The following is a 17,989-nucleotide window of genomic DNA, read 5'->3' as shown; positions in this document are numbered from 1 at the left end:
AAGATAGAAAAACATTCCACTTCACCCCACTTTTTTCCCCTTTTTCCCACTTTGTGGTAGAAATTAAGAAAAAGCATTCAATTCAGCACTATTCAGCCAAAAACTAATCTGAAAATATTTCTAAGAAACATTTTACAAAATACTGTAAATCAGTTCTTTAACTCAATGCAAAACACCACAAGAAAGAAGAGTGTTAGAAAAGTGGAACTCGGTGGGAGATTTCCCCACACATGCTGTGGTTTACGAAAAAGAAGAAGCTAAAATGATTTTTAGAAGTGGGAGACTAAGGTTCTAAGCTAGTCTGGTTGTTCAAATTTTACAGATGAGAAATAACTAACTCATCGACCAACGAAAACAAATACTTTAACTACTAACAAATAGCACCCGTTGAGAAACACAGCGGGTGCTATCATTTTGAACGCTCGATAGTGAATTGAACAAGATCTAACAGACTCTGGCGGTATTTAGAATCAGGAAACTCCATTAATAGATTGCGAGACTTTTCGTAATACTCTTGCATTACCCCTTTAGCGTAATCGATTCCACCTGAGGCCTTTACGTAGTCAATTACTTCCTGTACTTTTTTGTTGGTCTGCTTATTACTCTTTACAATCCGCTTAATTCGCCTTCTATCTGAAGCACTTGCTTTTTGGAGCGCATAAATAAGCGGCAAGGTCATTTTCTTCTCTTTGATATCTATGCCTAGCGGCTTGCCTATTTCATTAGTACCATAATCGAATAGGTCGTCCTTAATTTGAAAGGCCATCCCCACATTGAGACCGAACTCTCTCATTTTCTGAACCGTTTCTTTGTCGGCTCCGGTAGACGCTGCTCCTACCGCACAGCAAGAAGCTATCAAAGAAGCCGTTTTCTGTCGAATGACTTCATAATAAATCTCTTCAGTAATATCTAGATTTCTGGCCTTAGCCATCTGAAGCAATTCACCTTCAGACATTTCCCTAACCGCCTCAGATACAATCTTAAGCAGATCGAAATCTTCATTATCAACCGAAAGCAACAAGCCTCTTGAGAGGAGATAATCTCCTACCAAAACTGCGATCTTATTCTTCCAGAGGGCATTAATTGAGAAGAAGCCTCTTCTGAAGTCTGAATCATCGACAACATCATCGTGAACCAATGTGGCAGTATGGAGCAATTCTATCAGAGACGCTCCCCTGTAGGTTCTATCTGTAATGGAGCCAGCGGCTCCTGCAGATAAAAACACGAACATAGGACGCATCTGCTTACCTTTCCGCTTGACAATATAACTCATGATCTTGTCTAGCAGAAAAACTTTGCTCTTCATGAATGACCTGAATTTCTCTTCGAAATCGACCATTTCGGAGGCTATCGGAGCCTGTATTTCTTTTAGTTGGAGGGCCATTTGACTTGAGTGGTACAATGATAATAGTTAAACTAGCAACCGCAAAAACATAACCGCAAATTCAAATAAACAAGGTGCATCAACTGACCAAAAAAGAACTTCTTATTTCGGGCCAAAGCCCGCTGAAGCCAATTACCGCAGACATTACCTTTAAGGACAATAACCAGCTCAAACCTTTGGTTATTTTTATTCATGGTTTTAAAGGATTTAAAGACTGGGGACCTTGGCCAATTGTAGCCAATAAATTTGCCGTTGAGGGTTTTTGTTTCTGCAAACTCAATTTTTCGTTCAACGGAATTACACCAAACAATCTCTCAGAAATAACTGACCTTGAAGCGTTTGGATACAATAACTTTAGCAAAGAGCTAGATGATATAGATAGGTTATTAGCGCATCTGGACGCTAATAATCTGTCAGATCAATTACAAATAGATCTAAATGAAGTATACCTGATTGGGCACAGCAGAGGTGGAGGCATCTCCATTATTAAAACCTCAGAAGATAGCAGAATAAAGAAACTTGTGACTTGGGCATCGGTTTATGACTTCGCTACATACTTCTCTCCTGCCGAGCTTATGTACTGGAAAACTCATGGAGTAGTTTATGTGAAAAATTCTCGCACAGGCCAGAACTTCCCTATGTATTACCAGTTTGTTGAAGACTTTTTGAGAAATGAAGAAAGGTTTGTGATAGAGAAAGCTATCATTAAAGTACAGCAACCTACATTATTCGTTCATGGCACAAATGACGAAACCGTAAATATCAATGCAGCCTTTCAGCTTAAGGAATGGAAGCCAGAAGCTTACTTACATGTAATAGAGCGAGCCAACCACACTTTTGGAGGAACACATCCATTTAGTGAAGAAAAACTACCAGAAGACTTAGAAAACGCAACCGATAAAACCATAGAGTTCCTTAAGGAGTAACGCCCTTAAAAGGTAACCTGAGGTCTAACTGAAAAGATATATAAGAATGCCTGCCGGCCCTGGTCTTAACCTCTCTACTCAACCAATTATATAATACACGAAATGTACTATGTTGGGTGTTAGTTACAAACCCAAGCCTTAAATGGCGAACCCACGGCACAATTTCTTCAGTTATCGGGCTATCATCATCAAAAACATGTCCTTCTATGGTTACATTATGGCCCACAGCCTCAATTCCATACCCAGCAAAGAAGTAGCTATGCTTTTCAATGGCATCGCTACCTTCTCCAATCAGGGCATTAAAAAAGGAACTATGCCTAAGGCTTTTAAGATTCCCAAACCTTAAGTCTACACGCTGCCTTAAGTTGGTAAATGCATTGCCTAGTGATCCAGAAGTAGATGTAACAAGGTCTATCTCCGAAGGTATGAGTTGAAATTGATAATTAAACTCTAGTTTGAAATCAGCCACGAAACCCGTAGAAATCTGCGTATCCCACCCTTCGGGATCTGGAAAGCCAAATAAGTTGTGATAACCTTCTTGAAATGCCTGTGCCCCAGATGGCTTACCAGTAACTCCAGCATCTACACCATACATTAACCTTGAGTTTTCACCATAAAAGCTAGCATCTCGGTACGACACATTAAGCATACCCGCGTATGGGCGATAATAAAATTGACTTCTCGTGATGGTAACATCTTGGGGAGTCCAAAACCTGTGAGATAAGCCTAGGGTGTAAACTCGCTTAACCCCACCTTTTGTAGAATCCTCTCTTGGAGACCACCTGTAATTCAGAAACACACCATTAGAATAGTACTTATCGAAATTCATTAGCAAGTACACATCATTCTCATTAGTGATAGACACCTCCTTATTACGGAACTCAACCTGAGCGGATAGATTTATAGAAATGAGAAAAGATGCTACAGCAATTGCCTTGAGAAACCTCATGTATTTGTAGATTGGTGGCAAAAGTGGCAATATTTTTCGTGTTGCCCTACCCTTTAGACTGAAATGGACTCACTAGAACACAAGCTTGAAGCTAGAAAAAAGGACAACTCCTTTAGGTCTTTAAAGAATGAAACTTCGGACTTAATAGACTTTTCTTCAAACGATTACCTTGGCCTGGCTAGGTCTGAAGAGTTGAAGCAGAAAATACTTTCTTCATACCAAAACGGACAGTGGCCCAATGGCGCCACAGGCTCTAGACTAATTACAGGCAGTAATGAACTAAGTAGCCTTGTTGAAGATAACTTATCTGCCATATTCAACTCACCTTCGGGATTAGTATTTAGCTCTGGCTACATGGCTAACCTAGCCATTTTCTCTACACTACCTCAAAGGGGCGACACTATTGTATATGATGAACTTTCTCATGCATGTATTAAAGACGGTGCTAGATTAAGCATGGCCAAAAGGCTCTCCTTTAAACACAACAGTTTAGAAGATCTGGAAAGGAAATTAAAAGCTGGCGAAGGCCAAATTTATGTGGCATGCGAATCTGTCTACTCAATGGATGGAGACATGGCTCCACTGAAGAATCTCAGTGAGCTTTGTGCTACTTATAACGCAAGACTGATTGTAGATGAAGCCCATAGTACAGGTGTTTGGGGTGCCCATGGATCGGGGCTAGTTAACGAACTAGGCTTAACTACTTCGGTATTTGCAACCACCTACACTTTTGGAAAGGCTATGGGAATACATGGAGCATTTGTAGCCTGCAGCCAAAATGTCCGAGATTTCCTGATCAACTTTTCTAGGCCATTCATTTACACAACAGCACCTTCTGCCTTCGAGCTTATATCAATACAATCGGCTTTCGAGCACCTAAAAACTCACCCAAGCCTTCAATTAAACGTACTTAGTAAATCTACTCTTTTCAATAGCCAACTACCTGAATTTTCGAGCCCTACTCCTATAAAATCGGTAATGATTGGAGGCAACAGCCAAACCAAAGCACTGGCTGGAGAGTTGCAAGAGTCAGGCTATGACGTTCGTCCTATCTTAAGCCCGACTGTAAAAGAAGGGACCGAAAGGCTCAGGATTTGTCTTCATAGCTTCAATACTGAAGAAGAAATTATATTACTTTGCGACCAATTAAAACGGCATTTAGACTAAACTGACCTTTCTAATGCCCGGTGATTCTTACTGAATGCAACAAATCTCTAAAGACTACAAAAAGCAAAAGTTCGACCAGGTGCTGCCTGGCGGAATTAATGAATGGCCTGTTGTTGAGCTTAGTAGAAACAGGGAAGCCTTTATTAAAGAGGTGGCCGAAGAGAGTATTAGAAGAATTAAAGCCCAGAATAAATCTCGCGATGCGCTCATTGAAGAAATCGAGACTACCGTCTATAGAGAAAAGTTAAGGATAAAGAGAAATCCTTGGGCTGTAGACCCACCAGACGAACAGAAATTTCTGAATTCGGTAAAAGCGCGATTAGTAGATATTTCAAACTCCGATGAGGAAGAAGAGAAGAACAGAATCTTAGATCAGATTCTATCTGAGTTTGTAATTCGCTATGCAGATGAAATTGCAGGCAACTTCAAAAAATCGCGCTATAGAATGGCCCGATCGATTGTTACTTTCGGTTTTGCCAGATTGCTGAACGCTTCTAGAGCTAGAGGTTTTTGGTCTATTTTCAGTACGCAGTACACTCTCCAAGATAAAATTCATATTACTGGGCAAGTAGACCAGATCAGAACCCTGGCTAAGAAAGGAACCATTATTATGGTACCTACTCATTTCAGTAATTTGGATTCCATTTTGATTGGTTGGGTTATTAACGCTTTGGGGCTTCCAGCCTTTATTTATGGTGCTGGCCTTAACCTGTTCAACATAAAAATCTTTGCCTACTTTATGAATAGCCTAGGTGCTTATAAAGTAGACCGGAGAAAGAAGAACATGCTTTACCTAGAGACGCTAAAAACTTACTCTAGCATGGCCATTCAGAAGGGTTGCCATAGTTTATTCTTTCCAGGAGGAACTAGGTCTAGGTCGGGACAAATTGAAAAAAGATTGAAGCTTGGCCTCTTGAGTACTGCTATTGAAGCCCAGCGCATCAACTACCAGAAAGGGAAACGAGATGAACTGGAAAAGATTTTCGTAGTACCAGTAACGCTCAATTACAACTTTGTTCTTGAAGCTCCAAGCTTAATAAAACAATACCTAAAACTACAAGGCCAAGAGCGATACTACGTAGAAAACGATGAGTACTCTACCTCATATAAGATTTCTGCCTTCTTACTAAAGTTCTTCACCAAAGGGTCCGACATTTCTGTTTCTATAGGTAGAGCAATGGACGTTCTCGGTAACTTTGTAGACGACCAAGGCCAGAGCTATGATAAAAGTGGACGAGTGATTGACACCCAAGAATACTTTACCCATGACGGGAAAATCATTTCCTCTAACCCACAAAGAGAAGACGAGTACACCAGAATGCTCAGTGAACGGATTGTGGAAGAATACCACAAAATTAATAAGGTCTTCGCCAGCCACTTAGTGGCTTTCACTGCCTTTGTTATTTTCCAAAGACAGTTCAAGAAATTAGACTTATATAACCTACTCAGGCTTCCGGAAGAAGACCTGTCTATTCCTTATGAAGAGTTTAAGACAGCCTTCGAAAGCGTATTAGCAAAGGTTCATCGCATGTACAATGCTGGTGAAATTGGAGTCTCACCATATTTAACTGGAGACGTTGACAAAATCATTAATCACGGACTAAAAAATGTGGGCATGTACCATGCTAAGCGTCCATTGATTAAGACCAAACGAGGTGATATTACAACGCAGGATCTTAACCTACTGTATTATTATCACAACAGACTATCGGGCTATAACTTAGAAAAGTATGTCTAAAGAATTGGTTGGAGTAATAGGAGCTGGCAGTTTTGGCACTGCGGTATCTAACATTCTAGCAAAAAACGTCAACGTGTTGCTCTATGCTCGTAACCCCGAGACCTTTGCAGAAATAAGTAAATCCAGAATTTCTGCTGGCCAAAAGTTAGATGACAATGTAGAGGTAACTAACTCATTAGAAGACCTTCCTCAGCAGTGCAATGTGCTATTCCCTGTAATCCCTTCCTCTAGCTTCAAGGACATGATCAAGGAGTTGGCACCGCACCTCAGACCATATCATATGATGATTCATGGCACCAAAGGACTACACTTGGAGTACCCTGAAAAGAGAAGCCATGATTTTGTATTGAACAAAGATTGCCTCTTTACCATGAGTGAGCTCATCAGAAAAGAGACTGTTGTTGTACGAGTCGGTTGTATGGCTGGGCCAAATTTAGCCTCTGAACTCTCTTTGGGTCATCCTGCGGCAACGGTTATAGCCTCTCCTTTCACCGAAGTGGTAGCAAAAGGGAAATCTTTGTTAAGATCTGAAAGCTTTCAGGTATATGGCAATTCTGACCTTAGAGGAGTAGAACTTTGCGGTGTACTCAAGAACATTATTGCTATTGGTTCTGGAATTCTCTCAGGTTTAGGTTTAGGCGAAAACTCTAGAGGCTTATTGGTAAGCCGTGGCTTGGTAGAAATGATTTATTTAGGAAAGGCACTTGGTGGAGAAATTAGCTCTTTCGTAGGACTGGCAGGTATTGGAGACTTGGTTGCAACCACCACAAGTACCAATAGCCGAAACTATACGCTTGGCCATAAAATAGGCAAAGGGGCAACGCTAGACCAAGCGCTTTCAGAAATGGACGAAACAGCTGAGGGAGTTAACACCATTAAGATTGTAAAGCAACTGGCCGAAAGTCAAGGCCTAAAACCACTTATTACTGATACGCTGCATAAGATCCTTTTTGAAGACATGACAGCAGAGCAAGGCGTGAACTACCTCATGCGCTACCAAGGCAATATTGATATCAACTTCCTTTAGTTAACTCTTCCATAGCCTCTAACCTTTGCAACAATGGCGGATGCGAATAATGGGCGAATACGTAAGCTGGGTGTGGAGTAAGATTACTCAAACTCGAAACAGAAAGCTTCTTCAATGCATCCATTAATGGCTTTCCTGCATATGTTGTAACTGCGTAAGCATCTGCCTCAAATTCATTTTTCCTACTTAAGGCATTCATCGCTAAGCCTGTCAATCTAGAAATAGGTGTGTATAGTAAGCCAAAAGCAATAAAGTTTAAGTGAATTGCCATTTGACTTCCACCTAAGGCTACCGATAAATTATCACTAAAAACGAATAGAGACAGCACATAAAATGTAACAGCCATCTGCAAAATGCTGAGCACCAAACTCAGCACAATGTGCTTCTTCTTAAAGTGCCCTACCTCATGCGCCAAAACAGCTACTAGCTCTTCTTCAGAATGCTTCTCGATTAAGGTATCGTATAACACAATCTTCTTCTTTTTCCCTATCCCTGAAAAGAATGCATTCGCTTTAGTAGACCTCTTGGAACCATCTATGACGAAGATATTATCTAGTGGAAAATCGACTCCTGAAGCATAGGCCATAATTTTTTCCTTTAGCGCGCCATCTTCCAATGGCTTCAGCTTATTAAAGATTGGAAGAATCAGTGAAGTATAAAACAGGTTCATAATCAGCATAAATGCCGAAACCAAGGCCAGTGCATACAGCCAAAAGTTATCTCCTAGTTGGTGAACAATCCAAAGTAGAGCATACCCCAGAACCCCACCTACAATGACGGTGAGTAAATAACCTTTGAGCTTATCCATCACAAAGGTTTTTACGGTCGTTTTGTTAAAACCAAAGCGCTCTTCAATTACAAAAGTTGAATAGAGCGAAAACGGTGTATTTACTATATCAGAAAGAATAAAAAGCACACCGAAGAAAGCCAAAGAAAGCAAAATTGGGTTTTCTATATAAGCTCTTAGAAATTCATCTAGCACACCAAAACCACCGAATAACAATACTACCATGGTCAGCAGCGTGCTAAATGCCGAAGTCAAAAATCCGAACCTAGACCGGGCTTTCTGGTAGGCTTGAGACCGAGCGTATTCCTCTTCATCGTACAGATCTTTAAGCTTATCGGGTACAGCAGTTTTCGAATGCTTGAAATTCAAGAAGTCGAGCAGTTGATCTATTACATAGTCTACCACTACTATACCTAAAATGAGGTAAAGCCATTCGTTCGGATTCATAAGAAAATGATTAGTTCTTAGGACAAGGAATTCTCCACCTATCTCTTGGCACCTTAACTGGCTTATTGAAATCTAAGAAATAGGAAAGCGAAAACTCATGAGCTCCACCAGCTTCTATGCCCAGCTCAGAGATGGTGTAATCAAAGCTATACCCAATATTGAAGTTGTTGGTAGTAACTCCCACCGAAAAAATGATAGCCTCATTATTCGGAAACTCTTCAAACTGTTTAAATGGCACTCCTCTATACTGAACACCAAGATTAATTGGCTCCAAATGAACAAAAGCACCAACATCTAGCTGAGAGAATTTACCTTGTGTTTTATACTGAAAAACCGGAGTTATACTTCTTTCTGCTCGAGTATAGGTTAGGTCTCTTCTCAACGGCCCCTCACCTATTTTTAATTTTATACCACCATGAATAGTTAACCTCTGTTGAAGCGGGCTTACTCCATCAATTAAAGACTGATTCGGTTCTGTTAGGTGTTGTACCGCAGCACCAAGAAACAAGGTTCTTGAATAAAGCACTCCACCAACACTAATATCTCCAAAAGAGGCTCTTAAATCTTTATCTAGTACGGAAGGGTCAGTCACGTTGAGATCCACCTGCCCAGTTATCGGGTCTATCTGATTGGCGAAAATAAGTCCATAGCCAGAGCTTCGTGTAAAGTAGCTAAACTGAACCCCAGGTCTAAATACCAGATTATCATTGATCTTTAACTGATAAGCATAACTACCACCAATACTGGTAGACTTTAATCCGATAGAGCCTTCTTGGTCTGTAGTTACAATTAAACCGATTCCACTATTGGCACCATACAAGTAGTGATCCATATAAAACGAAAAGGTCTTGAAAGAAGACTGAAGGTTAGGCCACTGATTTCTATAGTTTACTCCGAGCCGAGTGTAACCAGAAGCTCCGGTAAAGGCTGGGTTAATGTATAAAGGTGCCGCGTAGAACTGCGAGAACTGCGGATCTTGAGCCTTAAGCTCATTGAAAGACATTAGTGAGATTATCACAAATAAGAGTAGGCCGGTTCTGCGCATCTAAACTTTTAACAATTAAACGGAAAGAAACCCTGTTACTATTATATGATAGAATGAGGATTTTTTACTTTTTCTTGATTAACACCTCGTTCCAACATACAAGATTTCCGTTATCTTAGGGCATCGTAACGAAGGGCTGAATATAATAAAAACCTTTATAAATGCGTATAAGGGATACCGATTCGGCCGTTGTATCTAAGTTAGAAATCATAAAGTGTCCGTAAAGAAGCTAACTCTCTTACTAGTTGCTGTTCTGTTTCAAACTTTCTCCCTAACAGCACAGAATTTCACCCAGCATAATTGGTACTACTCTGGCAATGATCAGGCGCTGATTTTTGGTAAATCACCTGAAGCAACACCAATCTTAAGTCCTGGCAAAATTCCTTTAACCAATATTGGAGAAAAGCTAACAGCAACAGACCCGACCACTGGCGATCTGCTTTTTTATTCTGATGGAGTAAACATTTATGATGGAACAAATCAGGTGATGGTAAATGGAGCAGGCATAACGTCTGATCCGACCGCTATTCAAGGCTTAAGCACTAGCCCAGTACCCGGTACAGGCAATGAGTTTTTGCAGTACTTTTTCTATAGAAACGCTACCGGTGACATACTCTACACTATCGTTAATACCAGCGCCCAAGGCAATAGGCTCGAAGGCCCTCCGGCAGGAGAAGTTTCACTAGGCACTAAAAATATTCCCACCGGGATTACAGGCAGAGGAGATGGCATGATTGCCATTGGCTCTAGAGATTTAAGCGAGTTTTGGCTCCTTACACAAGACGAGGCAACTGGAATGTTTGAGTTGTATTCTATCCCTCAACCTGGAGGCACATTCGACCTTGTGACCAACCTTAATCTTACTGTAGACATAGACGCTTCTCATTTTTCCTATCACAATGCAACAGGTCAAATAGCCATTACGCCAGCGAATTCTACGAACATTCAGGTAATACAATTTACAGAAGGAGGAACCGGACCAGAATTAAACTTTACCAGAAGTATCTTAAACTCTTTCAATGCTGCTGAGCGCTTTGGCGGATCAACAGGTTGGTCTTATTCAGGGCAATTTCTCTACTTCAGTAGAAACGGTGCCGAAGGAGGGCTATATCGTTTCGACATTACTGACAATAGACCTGAAGCCTCTATAGAAACGGTTGAAACCTACAGTGGCCAAGAAAGCTTGAGTTTACAGCTAGCTCCAGACAGTACTATCTATCAAATTACTCAAGAAATAGGCGGAGGAGTAATGCAGGTAAATCGCATCAACTATGGAGATAGTGCGGTTGCCCAGTTACAATTCGAGTCTGGACTATTTGATGGCGAAGACCCAGAGTCTTCATACTTCAGTCAATTCAGTCCGCTAAAGAACCTACAACCTACCATAACAGTAGGCATCCAATCTGGCAACCTTTGTCAGAACACACCTATTCAGTTTTACCCAATTATTGACCCACCAACCGCAATTCCTAGCAGGGTTTTGTGGGACTTCACTTCACTTGGCATTGAGTCTGAAGCTTTTGCTCCTGTTGTAACATTCGATCAGGCAGGCCCTTTAATGGGTTCACTAGAAGTTGAAATTAACGGAATCACCTATCCAGGCATTATTTCTGGCAACATTGAGCAAAACGACCTTCAGTTATCATTACCTGATACTACCATTTGCCCAGGAGAAACGCTAGAGCTAGACGCTGAACCACAAAGTTCAGGAGGCGGAGGTGCTGGTGGTGGCGGCACCGGTGGCGGTGGTTCTTACGACTACCTTTGGAGCACAGGAGAGACTACCCAAACCATTGAAGTATCCGAATCTGGAGATTATTGGGTAGTAGTTACCCCAACAGGTGGAGGCTGCCCAGTGTATGGCACAGGACGAGTAACCGTTTATGGGGACGAAAATCAGACTTCTAACATTTGGTATTTTGGAAATGGTGCAGGACTAGACTTTAACGAAGAAGAAGGACTAGACCCTCCTCCACGGAGTATCACGGAAGCTCATGCTATGGATGCACCCGCAGGAACTTCTACCATTTCAGACGCCAATGGAGACGTACTTTTCTATACTAACGGAACCTCGGTTTGGAACAGAGAAAACGGCCTCATGCCGAACGGAAATCAAATTGGTGGTGATAGTGTGGCTGTTCAATCCGTGCTCATTATTCCGTTTGTGGAAGATGAAACCATGTACTATCTGTTTACAACCGAGCAGGTTTATGGAGAAAACACCTTCGCCTTAAAGTATTCAATTGTAGACATGAAGGCCGACAATGGCCGTGGTGATGTGGTAATGAAAGATGTGGTGCTTTATGCCAATAATACTGAGCGCTTGGCTTCTTTTGAAGGCGGAGATGGCTATTGGCTAGTGGCTCATGAATATGGCAATAATACATTCAGATCTTATCCAATTACTCCTGATGGAATTGGCACACCAATATTGTCTTCCGCAGGAGGTGTTCACTCTTACAATAATGCCTCCACAGCCCAGAGTGGAATGAAATTCTCTAGTACTGGCGAACGAATTGCAGTGTCTATAGTAGAGGGGAATGAAGACTATGTAGAGCTTTTCAACTTTGACACGAACACTGGAGAAATTACCGAATTTGAATACAGAATTGACCTCAATGAGGGAAGTGCTGGAACAGACGATGTTTATGATGTGCATTTTTCCCCTGGAGGAAACAAGTTGTTTGCTTCCATGAACAATAGGTCTGGAGGATCGCCAGGAGGAAGAATTCTAGAATATCGAGTAGACTCTATGTCTACAGAAACTACCAGACTGGCATCGCAAACCAACATTGCTGCCGCAACAACAGGCCTTAATTTCGGGCAAATACAAACAGGACCTAACGGAGTAATTTATGTTGCTGTTGAAACCCCAGGCAACCCTAGTGGATCAGCCTTTGTAAGCTCAATCAACGTAAATGAAGATACCTCAGCCACTTCAGGAATTACAGCTCAGGCTGTAGCCCTTACCGTAGGCAACTCTCGCCTTGGTCTTCCAAATATTGTACAAAGTAATGCCAACCCTCAGCAAGAGCCAGGCATGACTGCGCCAGATGAAGTTTGTGTGGAGCAACGAGTAGAAATGACTGGCTCTGGCACTTCAGATATAGATGTATTTGTTTGGTCTATTACTAGCCAAGATGATAACAGCACTGTATTTAGTGCAGAAGGTCAAGATACAGCCTATGTTTTCCCTGCCGAGCAATCTGGCCTGTTTAATATATCACTCAATATTTCCAACCGATGTGGTTTTGACACTACATTGGTGCAGCCGATTGAGGTACACCCTATTCCAGACCCACCACTTATTCCTCAATCCATTGCATTGTGTGAGGGAGATACCCATATTCTAGATGCTTTGGGCGAAGGCAACCCCGACAACCCAGATTTAACATTTGAATGGACGGATAGTCAGGGTAATGTGGTTTCTACGAGCAGAACCTATGAGGTCACTCAGCAAGAAATATACTCTGTAACTATTTCTAACCCTTTAGGGTGTAGTAGTTCTGGAGAAACTTTTGTTGGGCCTCCTTTTGAAATTCAGCTACCCGAATCTGCCACTATTTGTCAGGATGGATCTCTCACGTTAGATCCAGAGGTAAATGCCGACAATTATATATGGACAGTTACCGACTCTAACAACGCTACCACTACTCTACCAAATCAAAGAACCGCGGATGTTGATAGTAGTAATCCTGGAGATTTCCTGTATGTTGTATCAATAGAAGACCCAATCAACCCTGGCTGTTTTGTAAACGACTCAACCAGAGTTACCATTAACCCATTGGCTCAGGCTTCAGCTCAAAACATAATAAACCCAGCATGTGGTGCTACAAATGGAAGCTTTGAATTGAATATTAGTAGCACAGGAAGCTACTCATACACAGTTAACGGAAACTCGGCAGGACAAGTAGCGCAAAACTCTGTTACAGGCCCAACAACTCAACTTATAGACAACCTGACAGCAGACACTTATTCAGTAACCATAACTGATAACAGCAGTGGTTGTGTGAATACAGTTTCAGACATTCAGGTTCAAAACGATCCTCCTGACTTCACCATCACTTCCACTACTCCGTCAGATGCAGATTGCACCAACCCTACCGGAAGCGTGATTGTAAGTTTAAGTGCCGATGTATTCCCAATTGATTACGTGCTAACGAACAACACAGATGGAACAAGCTATACTGGAACAGTTAATACGGCCATACCTGCTACTACCTTTAACTTCGAAGTAACAGGGTTAAGCGGGGGTGAATATGATTTAGAAGTAACTTCAAACGGAGGCTGTGTTCAAAGTAGTACAGGCATTACTATTGACCAACCTCAACCTGTGCAGAACTTACAAATTAACGGAGACACGGAGGTTTGTGCTGTAAATCCTAGCACCAGCCTAACCGCTACTTCAGATAACGGCACTGCCTACACTTGGGTCACACCAAGTGGAACAACAATAAATGGCGCTACAATAACCGCTACTGAGTCTGGTGATTACACCGTGACAGCCGATGCTCCTGGCACAGCATGCCCTACTTCCGAAACCGTAACTGTAACACTTACTGTTCAGCCAGATGTAAGCTTCACTGTTGGTGATGTTTGTACAGGTGAAGCTCGCCTTGAGGCTGTCATTAATAATACTCAGCCTAATGCCTCTTACAACTACAGATGGACTAACGGCAGTGGAGATGTTATTGGAACGAGTAGAGTCATTACCGTAACTACCACCGATAATTACACATTAATAGTTAGAGAAGCCGGAGACCTAACTTGCTCTGGTACTTACAGCGAAGCAATTGATATTCCGGAAGAGCTTGAGGCAACTATTACTTCTTCTCCTGCTTGTGACGATGGTTCACCCGTAACACTTACTGTAGATGTTACCTCGGGCAATGCAACTAGTTTTACTTGGGTAAGAGGAGAAAATACTCCTGTACCTCAAACAGGATCTACTATTAGTGTAGACCAAGAAGGGGCTTACACAGTAACCATATCTAATGGCACCTGCTCTATTCAAAGAAGCATTAATGTTAGAAGACAAGCTATTCCTGAAGGCCTGCTTCCTGAGGTGGAATATTATTGTTCTACCAGAACCACCAACCCTACACTTTTAGCCGGCAGAGGTTTTGAAACCTACGAGTGGACATTAGATGGTCAACCTTACCCGGCCGCAGGCAGAACGCTAGATGTGGCTGCTCCAGGCGTATACGTAGTGACAATGACTACTGCTATAGGTTGTGTACAAACCGACACGGTGACTATTATTGAAAGCTGCGACCCTGAGGTTGTAGCACCAAATGCTTTTGCACCAAGTAGCCCTGCCCCTAACAATACTTTCTCTGTATTCCCGAACGACTTTGTAGACAATTTTGAAATTTTCATTTACACCAGATGGGGTGAATTGATCTACCAAAGCAACACCACAGAATTTAAGTGGGATGGAACATTGAACGGTGAGCTCGTGCCTGTTGGAGCTTATCCTTATGTAATTAGGTTCACTTCGAGGTTCGAGCCTGAGAGAGGAGTTTTTGAACAGCGGGGAACAGTGGCAGTCATCAGATAAAATCTTTACTCCCAACCAAAAAAAGGGTGCTCAAAATTAGATTCAAGCACCCTTTTTCTTTGATAAAGTTCTCTTTTAGTCTTCTAAAGCAGCAACTCCAGGTAACTCCTTACCCTCCATATATTCGAGCAAAGCACCTCCACCAGTAGAAACATACGAAACATCATTTCCATAACCCAAAGTGTTTACCGCAGCAGCAGAGTCTCCTCCACCAATGAGAGAGAAAGCACCGCCTTTTGTTGCTTCAACAATTGCTTCTGCCACAGCCTTAGTACCTGATGAGAATTTCTCCATTTCAAAAACACCCATTGGACCATTCCAAAGAATAGTTTTAGACTCTTTTACGGAGTTACTAAATACCTGAGCAGCTTCTGGACCTATATCTAAGCCCATCCAACCTTCCGGAATGGAAACATTCAGGCATATCTGTGTATTTGCATCATTACTGAAAGCATCTGCAATTACTGAGTCAATCGGGAGCATAAGGTTTACACCCAACTCTTTAGCCTTTTTAATCAGTTCTTTGGCTAAGTCTAGCTTATCTTCTTCTAGTAAAGAGCTGCCAATATTACCGCCCATTGCCTTAAAGAAGGTATACGCCATACCTCCACCAATCACTAGGTTGTCTACTTTTTCCAATAGCCTCTCAATAATTAAGATTTTATCGGAAATTTTGGCTCCACCCATAATGGCTGTATAAGGCTTTTGAGCATTATCTAATACCTTTTGAGCATTGTCTAACTCTGCCTGCATTACAAAACCACAGCCCTTTTGCTCAAAGAATTGAGCTATTATTGAAGTAGAAGCATGTGCTCTGTGAGCCGTACCAAATGCATCATTTATGTAGATATCTCCATGAGATGATAGCTTTTTGGCAAAGTCTTCATCTCCCGCAGTTTCTTCTTTGTAAAACCTTAGATTTTCCAAAAGGAGAATATCGCCAGATTCTAATGTAGAAGACAGCTTATTGGCCTCTTCGCCTACACAATCATCAGCAAACTTCACCTCTCTATTGAAGACTTGAGATAAATGAGACACCAAATGCTTTAGTGAGAATTTATCTTCTGGTCCCTCTTTAGGTCGGCCTAGGTGCGACATAAGTACTACTGCTCCTCCCTCATCCAAAATCTTTTGAATGGTTGGCACGGCAGCCTTAATTCTTGTATCATCAGTAATATTGAAGTCACTATCTAAAGGAACATTGAAGTCCACTCGGATGAGTGCTTTCTTTCCTGAAAAATCAAAGTCGTTGATGGTTTTCATAGGTTATTTTTTATTAGCTGTAGCTCTTTTTATACGATCGTTTATTGCACGACCTAGCCCTTCATTGGGCACAAATTCGACAAGTATGGTTTTTATTTTAGCTTCCTGATCCAGCCTTCTCAAAGCTGAAAACAGATTTCTAGCAGCCTCATCTAGGTTACTGGTATGCGAAAGAATCACTTGGTTTTCCAGCGGGATATCCTTCAGTGGCTTATTAAATACAATGGTACCAATTTGAGAAAAATCGATCTCCTTATTCCAATCGAAATCATTTATCAATTCAATCGATTTACCTGGTGCATAATGACTTTTAAGCATTCCAGGCGCAGTAGGTCTAGAACTAGAGTGCTGATTCACTTCCACTGAACCTATAACCTCTTCTATCTTCTCCACTGCTAAACCTCCCAGTCGTAAAACTCGAGGATTACCTTCCAAGAAGCTGACTATGGTAGACTCAACACCTACTCTACATTCGCCACCGTTCAATATATAAGCCACCTTTTCTCCCAGCTGAGCCTCTACATGCTCTGCAGCTGTAGGGCTCACATAACCAAAAGGATTCGCACTTGGAGCAGCCAGCGGAAAATCTATCTGCGAAAGTAACTCTAAGGTGAGGGGGTGAGAAGGAATTCTGACAGCCACCGAATCTAATCCTGAGGTGACTAGGTCTGGCACTATGGCCTTCTTTTTGAGCAAAATAGTGACGGGGCCAGGCCAAAATTCACTAACTAAAAGCCTTGCCTTTTCCGGTATAGCTTCAACAAAGCGTTCTACCTTTTCAATGCTGTTGGTATGAACAATGAGTGGGTCAAAGGAAGGCCTGTTTTTGGCTTTAAAAATTTTAGCAACAGCTTCCTCATTTAAGGCATTGGCCGCTAAACCATAAACAGTTTCAGTCGGAATTGCCACCAGATCTCCAGAGACAAGGCTACTTCTGGCTTCGGCTATATCGACTCCAATCTTTGCCACTACTGCATACAGTTTTGAGCAACCGCATCGGCCGCACCCTCAAAATTTAGATTTTGAGCCTCCATGAGGTAAGTACAACCATCTGTTTTATTGTCTAAGGCTAACTCTGCAAGACCTAACCAGTAGTAGGCTTCCCCATACTGAGGGTTCATTTCAATGGCCTTTTTCAAATCGTAAATAGCATCATCAGAATTATTAATCCTTAATTCGGCCTTCCCTTTGTTTAGATACAAAAGTGCGTTTTCAGGATCCATTCTTAAGGCAAACTCAAAGTCGAACAAAGCCCTGTCGAATTCATTATACTTAAAAAGGATAGCACCTCTATTGAGGTATGCATCTACTACATCTGGCTTCAACTCTATTACATAATCGTAATCTAGCATTGCCTCATTATCTCTACCTAATAACCTGAATGAATTTCCTCTATTAAAAAAGGCTTGGTACTGAGTTGTATCCGTATTAATAGCTTTAGTGAACACCTCTATAGATTCATCTAATTGGCCTAACCTGAGTAAGGCCACTCCCTTGGCATTCAATGCTGTATAATTGTTCGGCTCTTTCTCAAGGGCCTCATTGAACACTTTAACTGCCTCGGCATACTTATCGGCTGCCATTAAGTCTCTTCCTGACTCCACAAGTTCCTCTACTGGAGGAGAACAGGCTGCCAAAAAAGTAATTAGAATGATACCAAAGACTGATTTCCAGGTGGTTTTTAACATATCCTTTG

12 protein-coding genes are annotated in these 17,989 nt (G+C 41.7%); 5 read left to right on the top strand and 7 right to left on the bottom strand.

What is annotated here, in order from left to right; all coding sequences use genetic code 11:
• Window positions 1-409 precede the first annotated feature (409 nt).
• Window positions 410-1,384, bottom strand: coding sequence for a polyprenyl synthetase family protein (locus AWW68_RS11140; RefSeq protein ID WP_068220960.1), 975 nt, complete (start codon window positions 1,382-1,384; stop codon window positions 410-412).
• A gap of 74 nt (window positions 1,385-1,458) precedes the next feature.
• Between AWW68_RS11140 and AWW68_RS11135 the strand changes: the two genes are divergently transcribed.
• Window positions 1,459-2,310, top strand: coding sequence for an alpha/beta hydrolase family protein (locus tag AWW68_RS11135; RefSeq protein ID WP_068220958.1), 852 nt, complete (start codon window positions 1,459-1,461; stop codon window positions 2,308-2,310).
• Here AWW68_RS11135 and AWW68_RS11130 read toward each other — a convergent pair.
• A complete protein-coding gene (locus AWW68_RS11130) occupies window positions 2,300-3,259 on the bottom strand; it encodes a lipid A deacylase LpxR family protein (RefSeq protein ID WP_068220955.1) in 960 nt (319 codons plus the stop codon). The genes AWW68_RS11135 and AWW68_RS11130 overlap by 11 nt on opposite strands.
• Window positions 3,260-3,322: 63 nt before the next feature.
• On the opposite strand from AWW68_RS11130, the gene AWW68_RS11125 reads away from it, so the two are divergent.
• From AWW68_RS11125 to AWW68_RS11115, 3 genes are read left to right on the top strand one after another with little or no spacing between them, the layout of a single operon-like run.
• Window positions 3,323-4,426 carry an aminotransferase class I/II-fold pyridoxal phosphate-dependent enzyme gene (locus AWW68_RS11125; protein WP_068220952.1) on the top strand — a complete coding sequence of 368 codons (1,104 nt, stop codon included), beginning with the start codon at window positions 3,323-3,325 and terminating at the stop codon, window positions 4,424-4,426.
• Window positions 4,427-4,469: 43 nt separating this feature from the next.
• Complete coding sequence (locus tag AWW68_RS11120) at window positions 4,470-6,164, top strand: 1-acyl-sn-glycerol-3-phosphate acyltransferase (protein WP_068221380.1); 1,695 nt, start codon at window positions 4,470-4,472, stop codon at window positions 6,162-6,164.
• Window positions 6,157-7,191 (top strand): NAD(P)H-dependent glycerol-3-phosphate dehydrogenase, encoded by a 1,035-nt coding sequence (locus AWW68_RS11115; RefSeq protein ID WP_068220949.1) that lies wholly within the window; start codon window positions 6,157-6,159, stop codon window positions 7,189-7,191. Before AWW68_RS11120 ends, AWW68_RS11115 begins: the two co-directional genes overlap by 8 nt.
• Here AWW68_RS11115 and AWW68_RS11110 read toward each other — a convergent pair.
• Both AWW68_RS11110 and AWW68_RS11105 read right to left on the bottom strand, forming a co-directional pair.
• Window positions 7,178-8,425 carry a M48 family metallopeptidase gene (locus tag AWW68_RS11110; RefSeq protein WP_068220946.1) on the bottom strand — a complete coding sequence of 416 codons (1,248 nt, stop codon included), beginning with the start codon at window positions 8,423-8,425 and terminating at the stop codon, window positions 7,178-7,180. The two genes, AWW68_RS11115 and AWW68_RS11110, sit on opposite strands and share 14 nt — an antisense overlap.
• A gap of 10 nt (window positions 8,426-8,435) precedes the next feature.
• Window positions 8,436-9,470, bottom strand: coding sequence for a PorP/SprF family type IX secretion system membrane protein (locus tag AWW68_RS11105; protein WP_084375664.1), 1,035 nt, complete (start codon window positions 9,468-9,470; stop codon window positions 8,436-8,438).
• Between the two features lie 214 nt (window positions 9,471-9,684).
• Between AWW68_RS11105 and AWW68_RS11100 the strand changes: the two genes are divergently transcribed.
• Window positions 9,685-15,030, top strand: coding sequence for a T9SS type B sorting domain-containing protein (locus tag AWW68_RS11100; protein WP_068220940.1), 5,346 nt, complete (start codon window positions 9,685-9,687; stop codon window positions 15,028-15,030).
• A 75-nt stretch (window positions 15,031-15,105) separates the two neighbouring features.
• On the opposite strand, the gene AWW68_RS11095 is transcribed toward AWW68_RS11100, so the two are convergent.
• The 3 genes from AWW68_RS11095 to AWW68_RS11085 are packed head-to-tail and all read right to left on the bottom strand — an operon-like array spanning window position 15,106 to window position 17,981.
• A complete protein-coding gene (locus tag AWW68_RS11095) occupies window positions 15,106-16,293 on the bottom strand; it encodes a phosphoglycerate kinase (protein WP_068220937.1) in 1,188 nt (395 codons plus the stop codon).
• A gap of 3 nt (window positions 16,294-16,296) precedes the next feature.
• Window positions 16,297-17,262 (bottom strand): L-threonylcarbamoyladenylate synthase, encoded by a 966-nt coding sequence (locus AWW68_RS11090; protein WP_068220934.1) that lies wholly within the window; start codon window positions 17,260-17,262, stop codon window positions 16,297-16,299.
• Window positions 17,262-17,981, bottom strand: a complete 720-nt coding sequence (locus tag AWW68_RS11085; RefSeq protein WP_068220931.1) for a tetratricopeptide repeat protein — start codon at window positions 17,979-17,981, stop codon at window positions 17,262-17,264. The genes AWW68_RS11090 and AWW68_RS11085 overlap by 1 nt, the downstream gene beginning before the upstream one ends.
• Window positions 17,982-17,989 lie beyond the last annotated feature (8 nt).

It is taken from the genome of Roseivirga spongicola (assembly GCF_001592965.1).
Classification (GTDB): Bacteria; Bacteroidota; Bacteroidia; order Cytophagales; family Cyclobacteriaceae; genus Roseivirga; species Roseivirga spongicola.
Note: the sequence above shows the minus strand (reverse complement) of the source record. Positions and strands in the feature narration are given on the sequence as shown.